Source organism: Saccharopolyspora shandongensis (genome assembly GCF_900106995.1).
Classification (GTDB): domain Bacteria; phylum Actinomycetota; class Actinomycetes; order Mycobacteriales; family Pseudonocardiaceae; genus Saccharopolyspora; species Saccharopolyspora shandongensis.
The window spans coordinates 65802-83142 of sequence record NZ_FNOK01000030.1 but is presented as its reverse complement, the minus strand read 5'-3'; the positions used below and the strand labels follow the sequence as shown (position 1 = coordinate 83142).

The 17341-nt window shown below is 70.8% G+C and carries 1 protein-coding gene (running past one end of the window); it reads right to left on the bottom strand.

Going from position 1 to position 17341, the window contains the following annotated elements; translation table 11 throughout:
• Positions 1-23 precede the first annotated feature (23 nt).
• Positions 24-17341: the 3' end of a WXG100-like domain-containing protein gene (locus BLW84_RS27360; RefSeq protein WP_143061119.1), read on the bottom strand. 26770 nt of this gene lie beyond the right edge of the window; the window shows 17318 of its 44088 coding nt (coding positions 26771-44088); the start codon falls outside the window, past its right edge; the stop codon is at positions 24-26.

The following is a 17341-nucleotide window of genomic DNA, read 5'->3' as shown; positions in this document are numbered from 1 at the left end:
GGGATTGACGTCCCGCACGCCTTCTATTGCGGTGCCTGCCAGGGCGGTGGCTCGTCAGGATCGCGGAACAGGTCCTGCAGCAACAAATCCATCGCCTCGAGCGACTGGGTGTCGCCCTGGGCTTGCAGTCGTTCGAGATCGTGCTGGATCTCGGCCGCCCATGCCTCTGGATCCCACCCTGCGGCGTCCCAGACGTCCGCAGCCCGCGACAGCTCCGCCAACCAGCTCGCCACCACGTCGTCGTCCTGTTGCTCTTGCCTCTCCCCTGCCGTCTCCGCAGCCAGATCGTCGTCAAGCAGGTTGTCGCCGAACAGATCGTCTTCATCAGCCAGATCGTCCCCGAACAGATCGTCCTCACCGGGTGCATGATCGCCCTGAAGAAGCCGGTCCAACCAATTGTCCTGCGCCGCTGTCACGGGGCCGGAGGATGGCAAGTGCTGCCCGTCCGGCAACGCCGGGGACGCCGGGGACGCCGGGGACGCCGGGGACGCCGGGGACGCCGCAGTCTGTTCCGCCTGAACGGCTCCGCTCGGAGCATCCCCGCTGGGTTGGAACATCGGGGCGGGAATCCGGAGCACGACCTGGACGCGGTGCAGGTTCCACCTGCGCGGGCTGACCCCGGTCGGCCCGTCCTGCAGCCACTGCTCGCTTCGGGACGTGAATTGCGGACGGGTAGAGCCAGTTGCCCAGACCCTGAGCGAGTTGGCCACGGCGTCGGCGTGCACGGCACCCAGCGGACCGTACCCGGTCACCTCCACGCGCCCCCTTTCCCGCGTCTTCATCATTGGCAGCGGTGCGGGCAAGGCGGCGAGGGCGTCGATGATGGGCGCGAATCGGGATCGCCACCGGGTGAGCGCGGGTCGAACGCCGCGCGGATCGTCGGGCAGGAGCACCTGCCAGGCCCGCATTCGCACTCCCCGCTTCAGGTCCTGGCGTTCCCCGATCTGGACCTCCTGCTGCACCGGCGCCTGGTCGTCCGCCTCTGCCACGGACAAGGTGCCCATCCAGTGGTCGACGCCGTGGTGCTGTTCGTCCAGCCGGACGAGGTGGACCGGCCGCGCGTCGTCGGAGAACGCCAGCCTGGTGATGCTGCCGTCGTGGTTGTGGACGCGGAGGTCGATCCCGAACAGCCGGGCCGCGAGCGCCGGGAAGTGGTCGCCCGCGATGTTGCGGTACGAGCCTTCGGCGGCGATCAGCTGGATGAACCGTTCGCGCTGCTCGTCCGTCGGACCCGGGAGTCCGGGCTGGGAACTCGTGTTGCCGATGGGCAGGTTCTGCACGTCGGCGTCGAGCCCCTCGGTCCAGAGCAGGCGGCTTTGCGGCGGCGCTTGCAGGTCGTCCCGCAACGCCTGCGCGACCTGTCGGCGGATCGATGACGCCGGGCGGGGCCAGCCCGCTTCGTCGGTCAAGCCCGCCGCGATGGCCAGTGCGTGCGGTAGGCAGTTCCCGTCGGCGGGGACGTCGACGGCCAGCAGTCCGTTCCGCACCAGGCTTTCCGCCTGCGGCAACGGGAGTTCGGCCGATTCGCGACCGTTGAGCAGCGCGCCGAAACCGGTCCGCCGCAGCGCTTCGCGGAGCACAGGCCCCACCCGCAGGCTCGGATCATCGCGGAGATCGTGCAGGATCTGCCCCACTGGTACGACCGTGTCACCCACCTCGATCGTGGCGTCCTTCTTGGGGAGGCGACGTTTGTCCGCCGCTCCCTGGAGGGAGCGTGTGCCCAGTTGGAGGAGGGCCGCAGCGGCGACACTTTCTCCGGGGCTCTCCCCATCGCGGATGGCTGGTGGCACGATCTCCAGCGGCGCTTCGCCGCGGGCGCCGGACGGGAGCCGACCGGCCAGCAACCAGCCGTATCCCCGCTCTTGCAGCGCTTCCCGCTCTTCGGGGCCGACCCGCAGGCGCGGGTTCTTGCGGAGCGAGTTCATGTGCTCCCCGATGGGTAGCAGCCCGCCCTCCAGCTCGACCTCGGCATCCCGCTCGGGCAGCTTGCGATTCTCGCCGGGGAACGCCGGAGTCCACTCGCCCAGCCCGCGGACCGCCGCGGCGTACTCCGCCGAACTCCACCTGTTGTGAGCGGTCGGCCCCGCGGTTCGAGACCTGATGTCCAGGATCCAGCCATACCCGCTTTCCCGCAACAGGTTTCGGAACTCCCTGGGCACCGTCAACCGCGGATCGCCCACGATGTCGTACAGGCGCTCACCGAGCGGAACCAGCCTGTCCCCCACCTCAACGGCCAGGCCCCATTCCGGTAGTGAACGATTCTCCCCGGGGAACGCCGGAGTCCACTCACCGAGCGCGCGAAGCGCCGCAGCGTAATCCTTCCAACTCCAGATGCTTCGTACCGCGGGCGCATCCGCGGGGCGCCGATTGTACAACAGCCACCCGAAACCACTTTCCAGCAACGCCGCCCACAACTCGGGGCCCACCCGCGCGGCGGGGTCCGCGCGCAGGCGGAACAGGTGGCGACCGATCGGCACGAGCCTGCCCGCCACCTCGATCTCGGTGCTTTCCTTGGGAAGTGGTCGCATTTCGCCGGGCGACGACGGTGTCCACTCGCCCAGGCCGCGGACCGCCGCGGCGTACTCCGCCGAACTCCACCTGTTGTGCGCAACCGGCGGCGGGGCGGGACGCCGCTCAGGCAGCAACCAGCCGAAACCGCTCTCCTGCAAGACGCGTCGCAGTCCGGGCGGCACCTTGATGTCCGGATCGCCCGCGAGGTCGTACAGGTACTCACCGAGCGGAACCAGCCTGTCCTCCACCTCGACGTGCAGGTCCGAGTCCGGCAACGGACGATTCTCCCCTGGGAAAGCCGGAGCCCACGGGCCCAGTGCCCGAAGCGCCGCGGTGTAATCCTTCGCGCTCCGGCCGATCCGGGGAGGAGGGGTTTCGACCGGCTGCTTGTTGACCAGCAACCAGCCGAAACCGCGCTCCTGCAACGCTTCCCACAGCTCAGGCCGCACCTGCAGGTCCGGGTTGTGCTCCGGGTCCTTCCGGAGGTTGTGCAGGTGCTGGCCGATCGGCACCAACCGGCCTCCCACGTCGATCTTGCGCCTCTTCGTCGGCAGCGGCCGGTTCTCGCCGGGGAACGCCGGCGTCCACTCGCCCAGGCTGCGGACCGCTGCGGCGTACTCCGCCGAACTCCACCTGTTGCGGGTCTTCTTGCGGGCCGGCTGCCCCTGCTCATCGCCGGGTTCTTCTTCCCTCGGACGCCGCTCTCCCGCGCCCTCGCGCGGCAGGTCACCTCGGTCGTCGCCGGGCGCGTCGGAGAGCTGCTGGGCGTTCACATGGGCCGAGGTGACCACTCGGGGCAGCTCGTGAGCCCGGCCCGGCGTGGGCGGCATCGGCTGCGGCACGATGCTGACGACGACCTGGACGGCCTCCCCGCGGCCGGTCGATCCCGGCAGCACCTGCCCGGTCATGTGCTCCTCGTCCACGATGCGGTTCGCCTCGATCGGCCGTGTTCCTTCCGGGGTCAGTTCTTCGAGCCCGGACGCCAGCAGCCGACGCAGGTCGCTCGCCACCAGCTGCGCCAACCGCAGGCCCGTGCGGCTCGCGGACTCCGGTGACGCTTCGGCCTGCGACGCGTGCACGAGCCCGGTGACCCGGACTATCGGTGGTGTGACGCCGTCCGCGTCGTCGTCTACGGCGGTCTCCGCCAGTTCGCGTGCGAGTCGTTGCAGGTCGGACGGGTTCTTGATCCGCTCGGTCGATGTCTCGAAACGGATGCCGACCGGTTCGATCTGGTCCATCTGGTCGATGCCCGGCGAGCGCAGGGGCATCGACGTGTCCAGCGGCACCAGTTCGACCGGTCGCCGGTGTTCTCCCGTGCCGTAGTCCCACGTCGAGGGTCCGGTCACGGTGTAGCGGGATCGAGCGAGTTCGCTCAGGCGCAATCGCGACCACGTGTTGTCGGGCCCGAGCTTGCGATCCGTGACCGAGTGCACTTCCGGCAAGGCCGTGGGATTCGAGGCCACGTATGCCAGCACCGCGGCGGCCACCAGGTCGGGCCGGTCGTGACCCGCCGCCTCGGCGTGCAGGGCGACCAGGTCCAGGTCGCCGCCTCGTTCCGGCACCGAATCGCGCAGGCCGCCGACGATGCCGCGCATCAGGTCCACTGTGGCCGCTCGGTCGTGCAGCGTGATCTTCGCGCCCACCTCGCGGTTACCGCTCGGTGCGTACTGCCAGTCCGACAGCAACGCCGAGACGAGCTCGACGACCACCGCGTCGTCGTCCTCGGCGGTGGTCGTGCCGAACGTGGTGAAGTGGCCACCGTCTGCGACGAACACCAGCGGGGCCTCGTCGCGGATCAGGCCCATGCCCCAGGCGACGGCCACCAGATCGGAGCCCGCCACCACCCGGCGCCCGCTGCCCGGGTCGAATGCCGCCTCGAAGTCGTGGGCGAACCCGCCCACGCCTGGAAGCGCCCCCGCCGAACATGCGATCAGCAGGACCAGCCCGCCCGCCGGTTGGCTTCGGACGGCGTCGACGGACCTCGCGACCTGCGCGCTGGTCGCGCCATCGATCACGACGTCTCCGATGCCGTCGGCGTAGAAGGCTCCTTCGCGAGAAGTGGAGTGCCACATCAGGATTCGCGCGTCGGTGGAGTCCAGCCCGGGCAGCCGGACCGGCAGATATCGCCCGGTCTGGCCGAATTCCATCAGGAACACGGCATTGGCACGCTCCCTGCTGCCCACCCAAGCGATCCCCTTCGGACTACTCCTGACCTGCCCGGTGAAACTCGCGCCCGCGACCTGCCCGCGGTACTCCAGCGGCTTCACCACGAGCTGCTCAGCGGTGACCTTCCGATCACGTTCGGCGTAGTCTCTGGCGTTCAAGAAGTGCGCGCCCGAGTCGGCCGGGATGTCCCGGTTCGCCAGGCTCCGCAGCGCACCCCGGCGATGCTGGAGGTCCAGTTCAAGCAGGTTCGACCAGGTCGGATCGACGGTGGTCGGGCTACCGGCCGGTGCCCTGGAGACGCCGAGCAGGTCCAGGAGGCGCTGGGTCAGCACGGGTGGGCTGTCGTTGGCACGCCAGCGATCGCGCTTCGGCGGCGCGGTCGATCCGGGTGCTTCCAGCGGCACGCGGAAGTCCGCGGCACCGGCGTCATCCGCCCGCACGACCTTCAACCGCAACTGATCACCGCTGGCGGGTAGTTCGAGGCCCTGGTTGAAGTGCTCGGCGACGGTCGCCAGCAGAGTGGACCAGAACCGCCGCACGTCGTTCCACGTGGCGCCCGGTGCGACGTCCATGAAGAGCCGGAGGGAGAATTCCCGCACCCAGACCCCCGGTCGGACCTCGATCCGGCGCACCCGGTGGTGGCTCGGGTTCCCGGTGCTGGGCGAGGGCTCGCGGATCTCGTTGACCGGTGCGTGCGCCCGGACCACGTCGATCTCGGCGTCGGTCACCACCTCGACGCCCGCCCGGGGGCGCACCACCGCACCGAAACCTCTTTCGAGGGCGGCTAGGCTCCGGTCCTCGACGCGCACGGTGACCACGACTCCGCGCTCGCCGTCTCCCGCGACCTGGCCGGAGATGTCAGCCTCAGGCACGATCCGCTGCGCCGAGACCGGCGCGGTATCCCCGAGAGCCGACAGGTTCGCGTTCAGCAGGGTGCGCAGGCGCTCGGCGGTCTCCTCGGCGCTGCGCTTGCCGCTGTCCGCGTCCGAGTTGTAGCCGACGACCGTCACCACCGGGTGCGCCGTCCCGCCCAGCTCGTGGGCGGTCTCGGCCACCCAGCGGACCAGTTCTTCGACGGCGGTCTGCCCGGCGTCGAGCGAGAGCGTCACAGTGGGATGGGCGAAGGCCGCTAGGTCGATCCTGGTCACACCCTGCGCTCCCCAGGGGAGCAGGCGGGCCGTGCGGGTCAGCCGGTCCGTCCACTCGCCCTTGCCGGTGATCTTCAGCAGCGATCTCGCCATGCCGGACAGCGGCACCTCGATCCAGCCGGAGTCGGCGTGCCGCCACCGGTCGGTAACGGCCCGCACGACCGAGCGGAAGCCGGTTTGCGCCGACAGGTACAGGAGGGCCGCCGAGTAGGCCAGTTCCGTTTCGGCCTCGCTCGGTCGCGGCTCTGTGCGATCGAGTTCCTGGTCGATCTTCGCGAGGTCCAGCACGCCGGAACCGACCACCAGCTTCCGCGACCGCGTGGCGATGGTGCGGGCGATGCCGATCACCCGGGCCAGGTCGGGCCGGGTGTCGCCGGTCTGCGGGCGGGCGAGCGCCATCGCCACCGCTTCCAGATCGGACACCGCGCCGAAGAACTGCCAGTTGTTGTCCGTGATGACGGCCGCGGGTGGAAGCGCAGAGCCCGGTGCCCCCGTGGACGGCTCAAACTTGGCGGATGCCGCGTAGATCGTTGCCCGCAGGCTCTCATCCGCGGCGGCATCCGCGAACAGCGCCGCCGCCTCGGACGAACCTCCGTCGAGCAGGAGGACGATCGCCCTGAGCGGGGCGCCGGGCTCCGCGCTCGCCCGGGCGAGCGCGGACGATTTGACGACCGCCCGTGCGAGCGTCTGCACGTCGACCTCGACGGATTCGATCCGGCCGTCGATCTCCACCGGGAGCTCGCCGTCCCACCCGCGCAGGTCCACCACGAACGCGCGCGAACCGGTCGCCATCGAGTAGGTCCAGGGCGATGGCACGTCGAGCTTCGGCGCCAGCCCGCCCTCGACCCGGCCGACCACGATCGTCCGGTCCAGGCCGCCCGAGTCGAGCCACGCCGCCAGCTGCGCGGCGGACGTCTCGTCGCCGAAGGTGACTCCGCCGATGCGCCGGTCATCGCCGGTGACCTGCCGGAGCCGCACGTCACTCACCCGGAACTCGTGGTGCCGGCCGTCGGCGGTGCCGACGAGCGTGACCGCCACCTCCGGGATCGTGGTGGCGCCGGTCTCCGCCACGGACTCAGTCGCCTCGTCGGCCACGAGCAGCTCATCCGCTGGAACATCGGCGAAGGTCGTGGGACCGGCGCTATCCGCGGACAGCGTTTCCGGTCCTGCGGGTGGGAACTCGATGGTGATCGTGACCCGTCGTTCCCGCCCGGGGCGGCCGGGCGCGGCCTCCAGCTCCCCGGAAACCAGGGTGCCCGGCACGAGCTTGTTCACGTCGACCAGGCGGATTCCTCGCGGCGGCAGGGCCTCCAGGTGGTCCGCGATCTTCTGCATGAGCAGACCCCGGACCTGGTGCGCGCGCACCTCGCCGTCGAGCTTCGCCATCTCGACGTCCGCAGGCACCTTCGAAGCAGTCCAGGAGAATCCGGTGACTCCCGCGGCGGGCAGCGGGCGGCCGGCGCCCACCAAGCGCATCACCAGGTCGGCCAGCGTGCTGGCGCGGAGGTCCAGCACGCTCTCGGAGTCCGGGGTGAGCTGACCGGACTCGTCGAAGTAGACGTGCGCGGGCACGGTGGAGCCGTCGTGCACGAACTCGTCCTCGTCGTTGGCCGGTGAGGGCGGGGGCGCGAGCTCGGACAGCGGCAGCCGCTGCCACAGACCACGCGAGGGCACCTGGCCCGTCACCGACCGGAACGGGGGGAAGTCCAACCGGTGGGTCACCAGGTACACCAGCGCCGCCGCAACCAGCACATCGGGCCGTTCGTGCCGCCCCGACAGCTCCTCGTTGAGCGACGCGAGGTCGAGATTCCCGCGACTCTCGTGCAGTCGACGACGCAGCCCGTCCACAGTGGAGCGTAGTAGGTCCAGGGTCGCGTGCCGGTTGGTGAGCCGGACAACTTGACCCGCCGGAGCCGGATCCGACGCCGCGTACTCCCACCCCATGTTCAGCGCCGCTACCAGCTCGGTCACGACCAGCCGGTCATCCGCGGCGGTCGTGTCGCCGTAGACGTTCAGATGCCCGCCATCGGCTACGACGAGCGACGGCGTGCTGCCGTCGAGCAGCCCCGGCCGTGGCGGCCAGAGCTCCATAACCCGGGTGCTGCCCACCACCCGGGCCTTGAGATTCCTGGCGTGGAGGAGCATCGCGACGTCGTGGGCGAAGCCGCCCATCCGGTGCCCGGCGGTCGAGCAGGAGACCAGTACCACCAGTGCGCCGTCCGCGAGGTCTCGCAGCATCCCGCTGGCCACGAGCGTGTCGGCGAACGCCTGGGCCTCGACGTGGACCTTCCCGATGCCGTCGACCTCGATGCTGCCGGCGTCGGGGGTGCCGTGGAACGCGAAGACCAAGGTGGAATCGTCGTCCAGGCCGGCGAGCCGGGCCTGCATTTCCCGCCGGGATGCCGATTCCCGCAGGAACAACGCGGTCGAACGCTGCCGCAGCGAGATCCACTCGCGCGTCCACGGCACCTGCGTGAAAAGCGCCCCGACGAGCTTGCCGTCACGCAGCACGGTCGTGCGAGCCACCTGGTCGACTGCGAACTGGCGGAGAGAGCGAACGGAGTCCCGCCCCGAAACCCAGGTCTGGTCGTCGTCGATCTGCACGTCGTCCAGCCGCAGGCCCTTCAGCCCACCCGCGACTTCGAGGTCCTCCAACGCCGCAACCTGCTGCGACGTCAGCGAATCACCCGACCACGGCTCGGCAGCGGTGTCGTCGAACGCGCCCAGCAGATCGGCGACGTGTTGCGCGAGCACGTGCCTTCTCTCGTCGAGCCGCCAAGTGGTGCGGCCTGCGGGCCCGGCGGCGCCATCCGGCCGGATGGACACGTGGGCGTGCGCATCATCGCGCTTCTCGACGGGAATCAGTTGCACCCGAACCTGATCCCCGCTCTCGGGCAACCGGGTCCGCTTGTTGAACATGTCCTCGACGCCTGAAGCGAGTCTGCTCCAGAACCCTCCCTGCTTCTCTCGGGAGATCTCCGCGTCGAATTCCGCGGACAACCGGAGGGTGAACTCCCGGACCCAGGCTGCGGGCCGCACCTCCATCCGTCGCACGTCCAGGCGCACCGGGCCCCGGGGACCGTCCGTGCGCACCCGGTTGAGCGGGGCGGCCGTCCGGAACATGTCGATGACGTCGACCTTGGCACGAACGGCAGGTCGCGCAGCAACTGCGGCGGACGCAAGGCCGTCCCGCTCGTCCGGATGAGCCTGGTCCGGAGCAGACAAGGCGGTCCCCGACTCCGGGTTGAGCGACGCGAGGTCGAGATTCCCGCGGCTTTCGTTCAGCCGACGACGCAGTCCGTCCACAGTAGGTGGGAACTCGATGGTGATAGTGACCCGTCGTTTGAACGAGTCGCTGCCCCCGCGGTCGCCGGGCATCGACCAGATGGACCGGTTCGAAGCGGTCGGCATCCGCCCGGAAACCCGGGTGCCGGGCACGAGCTTGTTCACGTCCACCAGGCGGATTCCTCGCGGCGACAGCCGTTCCAGGTGGTCCGCGATCTTCTGCATGAGCAGACCCCGCACCTGATGCGCGCGCACCTCGCCATCGAGCTTCGCCGCCTCGACGTCCGCGAGCACCTTCGACGCGGTCCAGGAGAATCCGGTGACACCCACGGCGGGCAGCGGACGGCCCGCACCCACCAGACGCACCACCAGCTCCGCCAGCGTGCCGGCGCGGAGGTCCAGCACACTCTCGAATTCCGGGGTGAGCTGACCGGATTCGTCGAGATCGACGTGCGTGGGCACGGTGGAGCCGTCGTGCACGAACTCGTCCTCGCCACCGGCCGGGGAAGGCGGCGGAGCGAGCTCGGACAGCGGCACCTGCTGCCACAGGCTGCGTTGCCCCCGCGACGCCTGGCCCGTCACCGACCGGAACGGGGGGAAGTCCAACCGGTGCGTCACCAGGTACACCAGCGCCGCCGCGACCAGCACATCCGGCCGCTCGTGCCGACCCACCAAGTCCTCGGCAAGGGACTCGACGTCGAGATTTCCCCTACCCTCGTGCAGCCGACGAGACAGTCCGTCCACAGTAGAGCGCAGTAGATCCAGGGTCGCGTTCCGGCTGGCGAGCTGGACGACTTGGCCCGCCGGGGCCGGATCCGACGCCGCGTATGCCCAGCCCAGGTTCAGCGCCGCCACCAACTCGGTCACGACCGGCCGGTCGTCTGCGGCGGTCGTGGCCCCGTAGACGTTCAGATGCCCGCCCTCGGCGACGACGAGCGACGGCGTCTTGCCGTCGAGCAGCCCCGGCCGTGCCGACCGGGAAACCATGATCTGGGTACCGCCCGCCACCCGGACCTTGAGATTCCTGTCGTGGAGGAGCATCGCGACGTCGTGGGCGAATCCGCCCATCCGGTCCCCGGCGGTGGAGCAGGAGGCCAGCACCACCAGGCCGCCGTCCGCGAGACCTCCCAGCATCCCGCTGGCGATGAGCGTGTCGACGAAGGCCGGCGCCCGGACGTCGACGGCACCGATGCCATCGACCTCCAGGCTGCCCGTGTTGTGGCTGCCGTGGAGCACGAAGACCAACGTGGAGTCATCGTCGAGGCCCGCGAGCCGGGCGGGCATTTCCCGCCGGGATGCGGACTCCTGCAGGAAGAACGCGGTCGAACGCTGGCGCAGTGTGATCCACTCGGCGGCCGCGGGCACCGGGGTGAACAGCGCTCCGGCGAGCTTGCCACGACGTGAGAGGAGCATGCGAGCCACGTGGGCGTCGGTGAACCAGCGGTAGTTTCGAGCGAGATCCTGCCCCGAAACCCACTCCCGGTCGTCGGCTGGCACCTCGGTCAGCGGCAGGCTCGCCAGCCCGCCCGCGACTTCGAGGTCCTCCAACGCGGCGGCCTGCTGCGACGTCAGCACCGTGCCCGACCACGGTTCGGTCCCGGTGCCGTCGAAGGCGCCCAGCAGATCCGCGATGTGCTGGGCGAGCACGTACTTGCTCTCGCCGAGCCGCCAGGTGGTGCGGCCCGTGAGCTCGGCAGAGCCCGCCGGGCCGACGGTCACGTGCGCGTGCGCACCGGATGGCGCGCCCATGCGGATCAGTTGCACCCGCACCTGGTCTCCGCTGACCGGCAACCGGGTCCGGCGGTTGAACAGGTCCTCGATGCCCGATGTGAGATCACGCCAGAACGCAACCTGGTCGGCTCGTTCGATGCCGCGCTCGAACTCCACCGACAGCCTGAGACCGAACTCCCGGACCCATGAGCCGGGCTGGACCTCCATCCGGCGCACGTCGACGCGCACCGGGCCTCGCGGGCCATCCGCGCGGATCTCGTTGAGCGGCGCGGCCATCCGGAACCTGTCGATGTCTCCGACGAAGGCGTGGGCGGCGGGCCGCGAGGCCACGGCCGCCGACAGCGAGTGCTCCCCGGCGGGCGGGAGGCCGCCCGGGTGAACCTGGTTCGGAGCCGACAAGGCGGTACCCGACTCCGCGACGTCGTCGATGCGGGCGCCGCCGGTCGCGCCGCTGACTCGGCGCGAGCCGAAGGCGGCGCGCAGTTCCTCGGATACCGCGCGGGCGTTGCCCAGCCGTTCGGCGGCCGGGCGTTGCGCGTCGAGGCGCAGCCGGTTCGCCACGAGGTAGGTGATCCCCGTGAGCACGCGGTGGTACGCGGGGGCCGTCGCCACGAAGTGCGGCGGCGCCTGGTGCCGCTCCGCCACGATCCGGCCCGCCAGCCCGATCAGGTCCTGCCTGTCGGGCTCGGCGTCCACCGCGGCCCTGGCCAGCGCGAAGGAGTACGCCCAGCGCTCTTCCACCGCCGGATCGACGGCCGGGTAGTCCACTGTGGATCGGCTGGGAAGCACGGTGGGATCGTCCGCGCCGACCACCCGGACGGAGACCGTCGCCCCCACCGGTTCGTCGGCATCCGCCACGTACCGCCCGGAAAGCGCGTCGGCCGGCAGCAGCAGGCGCAGGTCGACAGGGTGATGCACCGTCCCGGCCGGAGGCCCGAACGTCACGAGTTCGTCCGCGATCTGCTCCCGCAGGTAGTCGCGAACGGCGGTGGCGCGCTTCATCCCGGTCTCCACGCCCGACTTCTGCCGACGGCCCACCGAGCCGTGCCCGGTTCCCTCTATCTCGACCCGCAGCCGTGCGTGGCCGTCGGCGGCGAGTTCCAGCGCGGCCTGCGCTATCCAGGTAGCCAGGTTGAGCAGCTCCCGCGACTCGCGCACATCGGTTCCCAGGAAGCGGACGGTCGTCGGGGATTTGGCGTAACCGACCGGAATCCCGGCGGGCCGGTGCTCGCCCGGCGGCAACAACCGCGCCGGCCGAGACGCGCCCGGTTGGGAACCGTTGGAGGACGCCTTCCAGTTGCCCTTGCCGGTGAACTCCAGCCGGGCCTCGGCGGCCTCCGGCAGGCGGACGGGAATCCAGCGGCCGTCCTGCTGCGAGCGGTCGATCACCGCGCCGACGGCGGCGACCACGTCCGGCCTCGCCGCCAAGTGCGTCAGCGTCGCGGTCCAGGCCAGCCTGGCGGAGCGGTCCTCCGCCGGCGCGTTGAAGTGGTCCACCGCCGCGATGTCGAGCGCGCCTCCGTTGCGGCCCAGTCGCGAGGTCAGTCCGTTGACCATCTCCCTGGTGCTTCGGATGACGTTGCCGAGGTCGCCGGCGGCCTCCTGCGATGCCAATGCGGACAGCACGGCGTCCAGATCGGTCGGTTCTCCCGCAGACACCCAGGAACCACCGTCCACGACGACCGCGGCGGGCGGCAGGTTCCCGAACGGCAGGTTGGGCCCGGACAATGCCACACCGGTCGACGGGACGTACACCGTCAGGGGCGTGCCGGCCCGCCGGAATCCCTCGGCGAACACCGCAGCCACGGTCGCAGAGTCCGGGCCACCTGGTTCGAGGAGCAGGACGACCGCCTTGATCGCGTCGGCCGACTCGGTCCGCGCGCGCTGGAAGACCGCGGAACCGAGGACCGCCAAGGGCATCGATTCGAGGCCGAGCCGGATGCGCCGCGCGCCCGCGCCGGTGTGGACCTCGACGCTGCCGTTCACGCCGCGCAGGTCGACCACGAACGTCCTGATCGGATCGAATCCGGCGTAGGTCCAGGGTGACGGTTCGCTCCGCGAGCCGGAACCTCGGTCGGGGACCGAGTCCGCGGGGAGGACGATCGTGCGGTCCGCACCTGTCGAGGAGATCCAGTCGGTGGCCTGCCGGATCTCGGGCGCGCCGCCGAAGGTCATGCCGCGGGTCGAGCCGTCCACGCCCGCCAGCTCGGCGGAGACGACGTCGTGCGCCGGGAAGCCGACCACTGCGCCGTTCTCGTCCGTGCCGGACAGGTGCCTGCCCATGTCGCCGACCGGCGGCTCGCTCGGGCCGGCGTCGGGCGCGTCGGGGAGGTCCAGGGATTCCAGCAGGTGCTCGTCCGGGAACTTGCCGTCCACCGCCACGCGCTCGCGCAGTTCCTGCTCGGTGAGCGGGGCCAGCGAGCGGTACCTGCGCCAGTCGTCGTGGTACTCCAGCTCCGGCCGGGCGAACATGGCGCCGCGCATGACCTCGTGGAACGTGTGGCTGCCGGTCTGGATGAGCACAGCCAGCAGGGCCAGCCGCAGCAACCCGAAGTCGACCGGCACGCCCGCCTTGGCCGCGATCTGCGCGACGACCTGCACGATGAAGTCCGCGGTTCCCGACGTGCCCGTCCACACCAGCGCGCCGGTGCGCTGACCGGTCTGCTGCAGGGCCTCCTCCATGCGGATCGGTTTCAGCAGGAAGCCGATCCGCCAGTTCAGATATCCGTCGGGCCCCAGCGCGAGGGACCTTTCGGCGGCGCTGAGCGGCGGCTCGATTTCGTCGGGGTGGATCCGGCTGTCGAGGAAGGCGCGGTCCACGCGCGCCAGCCGCTGCGCCCTGGCCTCGGGGTCGAGCTCCGGATCTTCCAGGACGTTCAGGTACTCGTGGTAGCCGATGTCGACGGGGCGCTGTGCGTCTTCGATGGCACGGCCGGGAAGCCGCACTGCCGACTCGCCGAAGTAGCCGCTCGCCTGCGCCCGGTTGAACAGCAGGAGCACGCGCTCCCGGACGTTTCCGCCCTCGACCACGGCACGCAGGTGCTCGATCGTCTGGGGAACGCTGCCGGGCAGCACCGGTGAGCCGCCCAGCAGCCAAGCGCGGTCACGCTTGGGCGTAGTCGTCCAGATCAGGTCGGCGATCTTGCCCAGTTCGGCGTTGACCGCGGGCAACGTCGCCAAGTGGGCGGCGAGCCGCTGCTCGTAGACCTGCGCCGCCTCCGAGTACCGGATCCGGGCCAGGTCCCAGTCGGCCGCGGCGGTCGATCGGTGCGCGGTCGACGGCCCCGCGTCCGGCGACCCCGGGACCGCTTCGGACCTGCGCCCGGCGCCGGGGGCCCCGCGCGTCCGCTGCGTGCGGAAGATCCCGCGCAACTCCTCGGAGACCGCGCCTGCCCGTCCCTGCCGGGGGTGCTGCCCGTGCGCGACCGAGAGCCACACCTGATCGGCCACCACGTAGAGCATCTGGTCGTAGAGCCAGCGGTAGGCCGCCTCGTTGGGCGACAACTCCGTCCGCGCCACGGGCGGGGCCTGGTGGCGGGGCGCCATGATTTCCGCCGCCGAGCGCAGGACGTGGTCGCGCATGTGCTGCGGCAGCGCGTCGACGGCTCGCCTGGCGCGCTGGAACGTGCGCTCCCACTGCCTCGTCAGCCTCGGATCGACGGCGGGGTACGAGCCCTCCGACAGCTGTTCGCGCGGGGGTTGCGGGGCGACTGACGCCGTGACGGTGGCCCATGCCTGCGTCGAGGTGACCTGCTCGCCGGTGATTCCGGAGGTGGGCACCATCTGCCAGATGTTGATGGTCGGGAGGTTGCCGTCCATCTCGAACCGCCCGGCGTTCGCCGCGATGAGTTCGCGCAGGCGGTCCTGGACCAGACCGGCCCACCACTCACCGGTGCGCTCCGCGGGCGTCGCCGCGTAGCCGTAAGCCGTGATCGAGGCCGCGGGTGGGTGGTATCCGTCCACGCCGAGTTCGATCGTCGCTTCGAGCAGCCATCCGGCGAGGGCGCTCAGCTCCTGCGAGGGGCGGACTGCGTACCCGGTTGCCTGCTCGTGCTGGAAGGTCGCGTTGACCGGCTGCGCGATGAACCCGGCGAAGTTCACCTGCGTCGTCTCGGGTTCCTTCGGTTCGAGCAGCCGCACCGGGCGCGTCACCGACATGACCTCGTCGCGGTCGCCTCGCCGCCAGAACCCCTTGCCCTCGACGACGATGCGGACGCGAGCCGCATCGGGCAACCGCACCACCCGCCAGTTCCCGTCTTCGTCGCGGCCCATGTCGGTCATCCACCGGACGGCGCGGCGGAACTCGGGGTCGGCGCTCAGGTGTTCGATCAGCGCGATCCAGCGGAAGCTCGCGGCCCGCGCGGACTCCCCTGGCCCCCAGGAGATGGACGTCAGGTCGAGGTTCCCGGTATCCCGCACCGACGTCCACAGGACGTCGACCGCGTCGCGGACGCTTCGCACCACCGGGCGGAGGTGTTCGGGCAGCTCCACGGTGCCGGGGTCGGCCAGTTCCGCCAACACCTGGTAGATGTCGGCGCGGCGGCCGGTGTGCATCCACTCGCCACCGGCGCGGATAACCGCGGCCGGCGGCAGGAATCCCAACGGCGACCGCTGGCTCGACAATGCCACACCGGTGGTCGGCACCCACACCGACAGCTCGTAGCCCGCTCGACGCCCGGCTCTCGCGAATGCAGCCGCGGGACTCGACGAATCCGTTCCGCCCATGCCTTCGTCGACGAGCAGGACGAGCGACCCCAGCGGCGCACCGGTGTCCGCGAGCGCCCGCCGGAACGTGCCGGAACCGAGGACGGCCGAGGCGAGCGTGCCCGGCGAAATCGCGATTCGGATGTCCTCGTGCCGCCCGGGGATCGACACGTGCCCGTCGTAGCCTCGGAGGTCGACGACGAACGGACGCGTGTCCGCCAGCGACCCGTACGTCCAGGGCGACGCGATGTCGGCCCACCGGCCCGGGCGGGTGGGGGTGGCGCCGGGGGCGAGCCGCAGGGTGCGGTGCAGCCCTTCGGAGGCGGCCCAGTCCACCGCGGTACCCGCCGATCTCCGGCCGCCGAAGGACACTCCCAGGGTCGATCCGTCTGCGGCTTGGAACTCCATCGAGCGGACCTGTTCCGCGGTGAAGCGGTGCTCGCCACCGAGGTCGTCGGTCCCGGAGAGCCAGGTGACCGCGGGCCGCGAGGTGGTGTCCCGCATCTGGGCCCAGTCGAGCACCTCCACCGCGTACTCGTCGGGGAACTTGCCGCCCACCGCGACGTTGCGGCGCAGGAAGTCCTCGGTCAGCGGGTGCAGGGTGCGATACCGGCCCCAGTTGTCGTGGTATTCCAGTTCCGGCCTCGCGAAGCCGAATCCGCGCATGACCTCGTGGAACGAGTGCGCTCCCGCAGGGATGAACGTGGCCAACGCCGCCAGGCGGAGCAGGCCGAAGTCGACGGAGACGTTCGCGCGCGCCGCCACCTGCTCGACGATCCGCGCCATCCGGTGCGCGGTGCCCGAGGTCCCGGTCCACACCAGTGCGCCAGAGCGCTGGCCGAGGCGGTGCAGGCTGATGTCGTCGTCGACGTTGCCCACCATGACCGGCTCCGCCAGGCGCGCCGAATGCCAGTTGACCGTGCCGTCGGAGTGCACCCCGACGGACCGTTCGGCCTCGCTCAGCGGTGGGAAGACCTCGTTCGCCCGGGGCCTTTCGCCGGTGATCCCGTCGAGCTCCCGGAGTGCGGTGTCGCGCACCCGGGGACTCAGGGTTCGGTCGTCCAGGATCCTGACGAGCTCGGCGTACCGGTCGTTTCGGTGGAGCTGCTCGTGCTCCTGCCGATGGTTCGGAACACTGGGCGCCGAGTCACCGAGCTCGTTGACCAGCCGGGTGCGCCTCATCAGCAACCACATCCGTTCCCGGATGTTGCCGTTGCGGACCACGGCTTCGACGTGCTCGACCGTGAGTGGGACCGCACCGGCGTAGTGCTTTCGGCCTCGGGCCAGGAGGTGTCGCCGCCGGGGTGGCATGTCGTCCCACACCAGCTGCACGAGCCTGCCCACTTCCCGGTTCACGCTGTCGAGGCCGGCGAGGAAGCGGGCCAGCCTGCGCTCGAACTCCGCGGCGCGCTCCGAGTAGACGATCTGGGCCCGGGTCCAGGCTTCGCCGCTCCAGGGCCGGTAGGCGCTCGTCGACGGAACCGCGTCCGGGAGTTCGTCGACGTCTATGCGCACCGTCCGGCGGGGGTCGGCTGCGCCGGTCCCGGACTGGCTCGCGTGGTCCCGGATGGCGATGTCCTTGGCCGAAACGCCGTGCCGCGACCGGTCTCCGATCGCCCGTTCGAGTTCCTTGCGGAACGCCTTCTCCACGTCCTTGAAGCGGGAGAGCATAGCTTCGGCGGCGGAGTTGCCGGGAGTGGGTGCGAAATGCCCGGTGATGGTGATCCGGGGAAGGGGCCGACCGGCACCTGCCGCGCGGATGGCCGCCTGGGCAACCTCGCGCGCGAGCTCCTGTA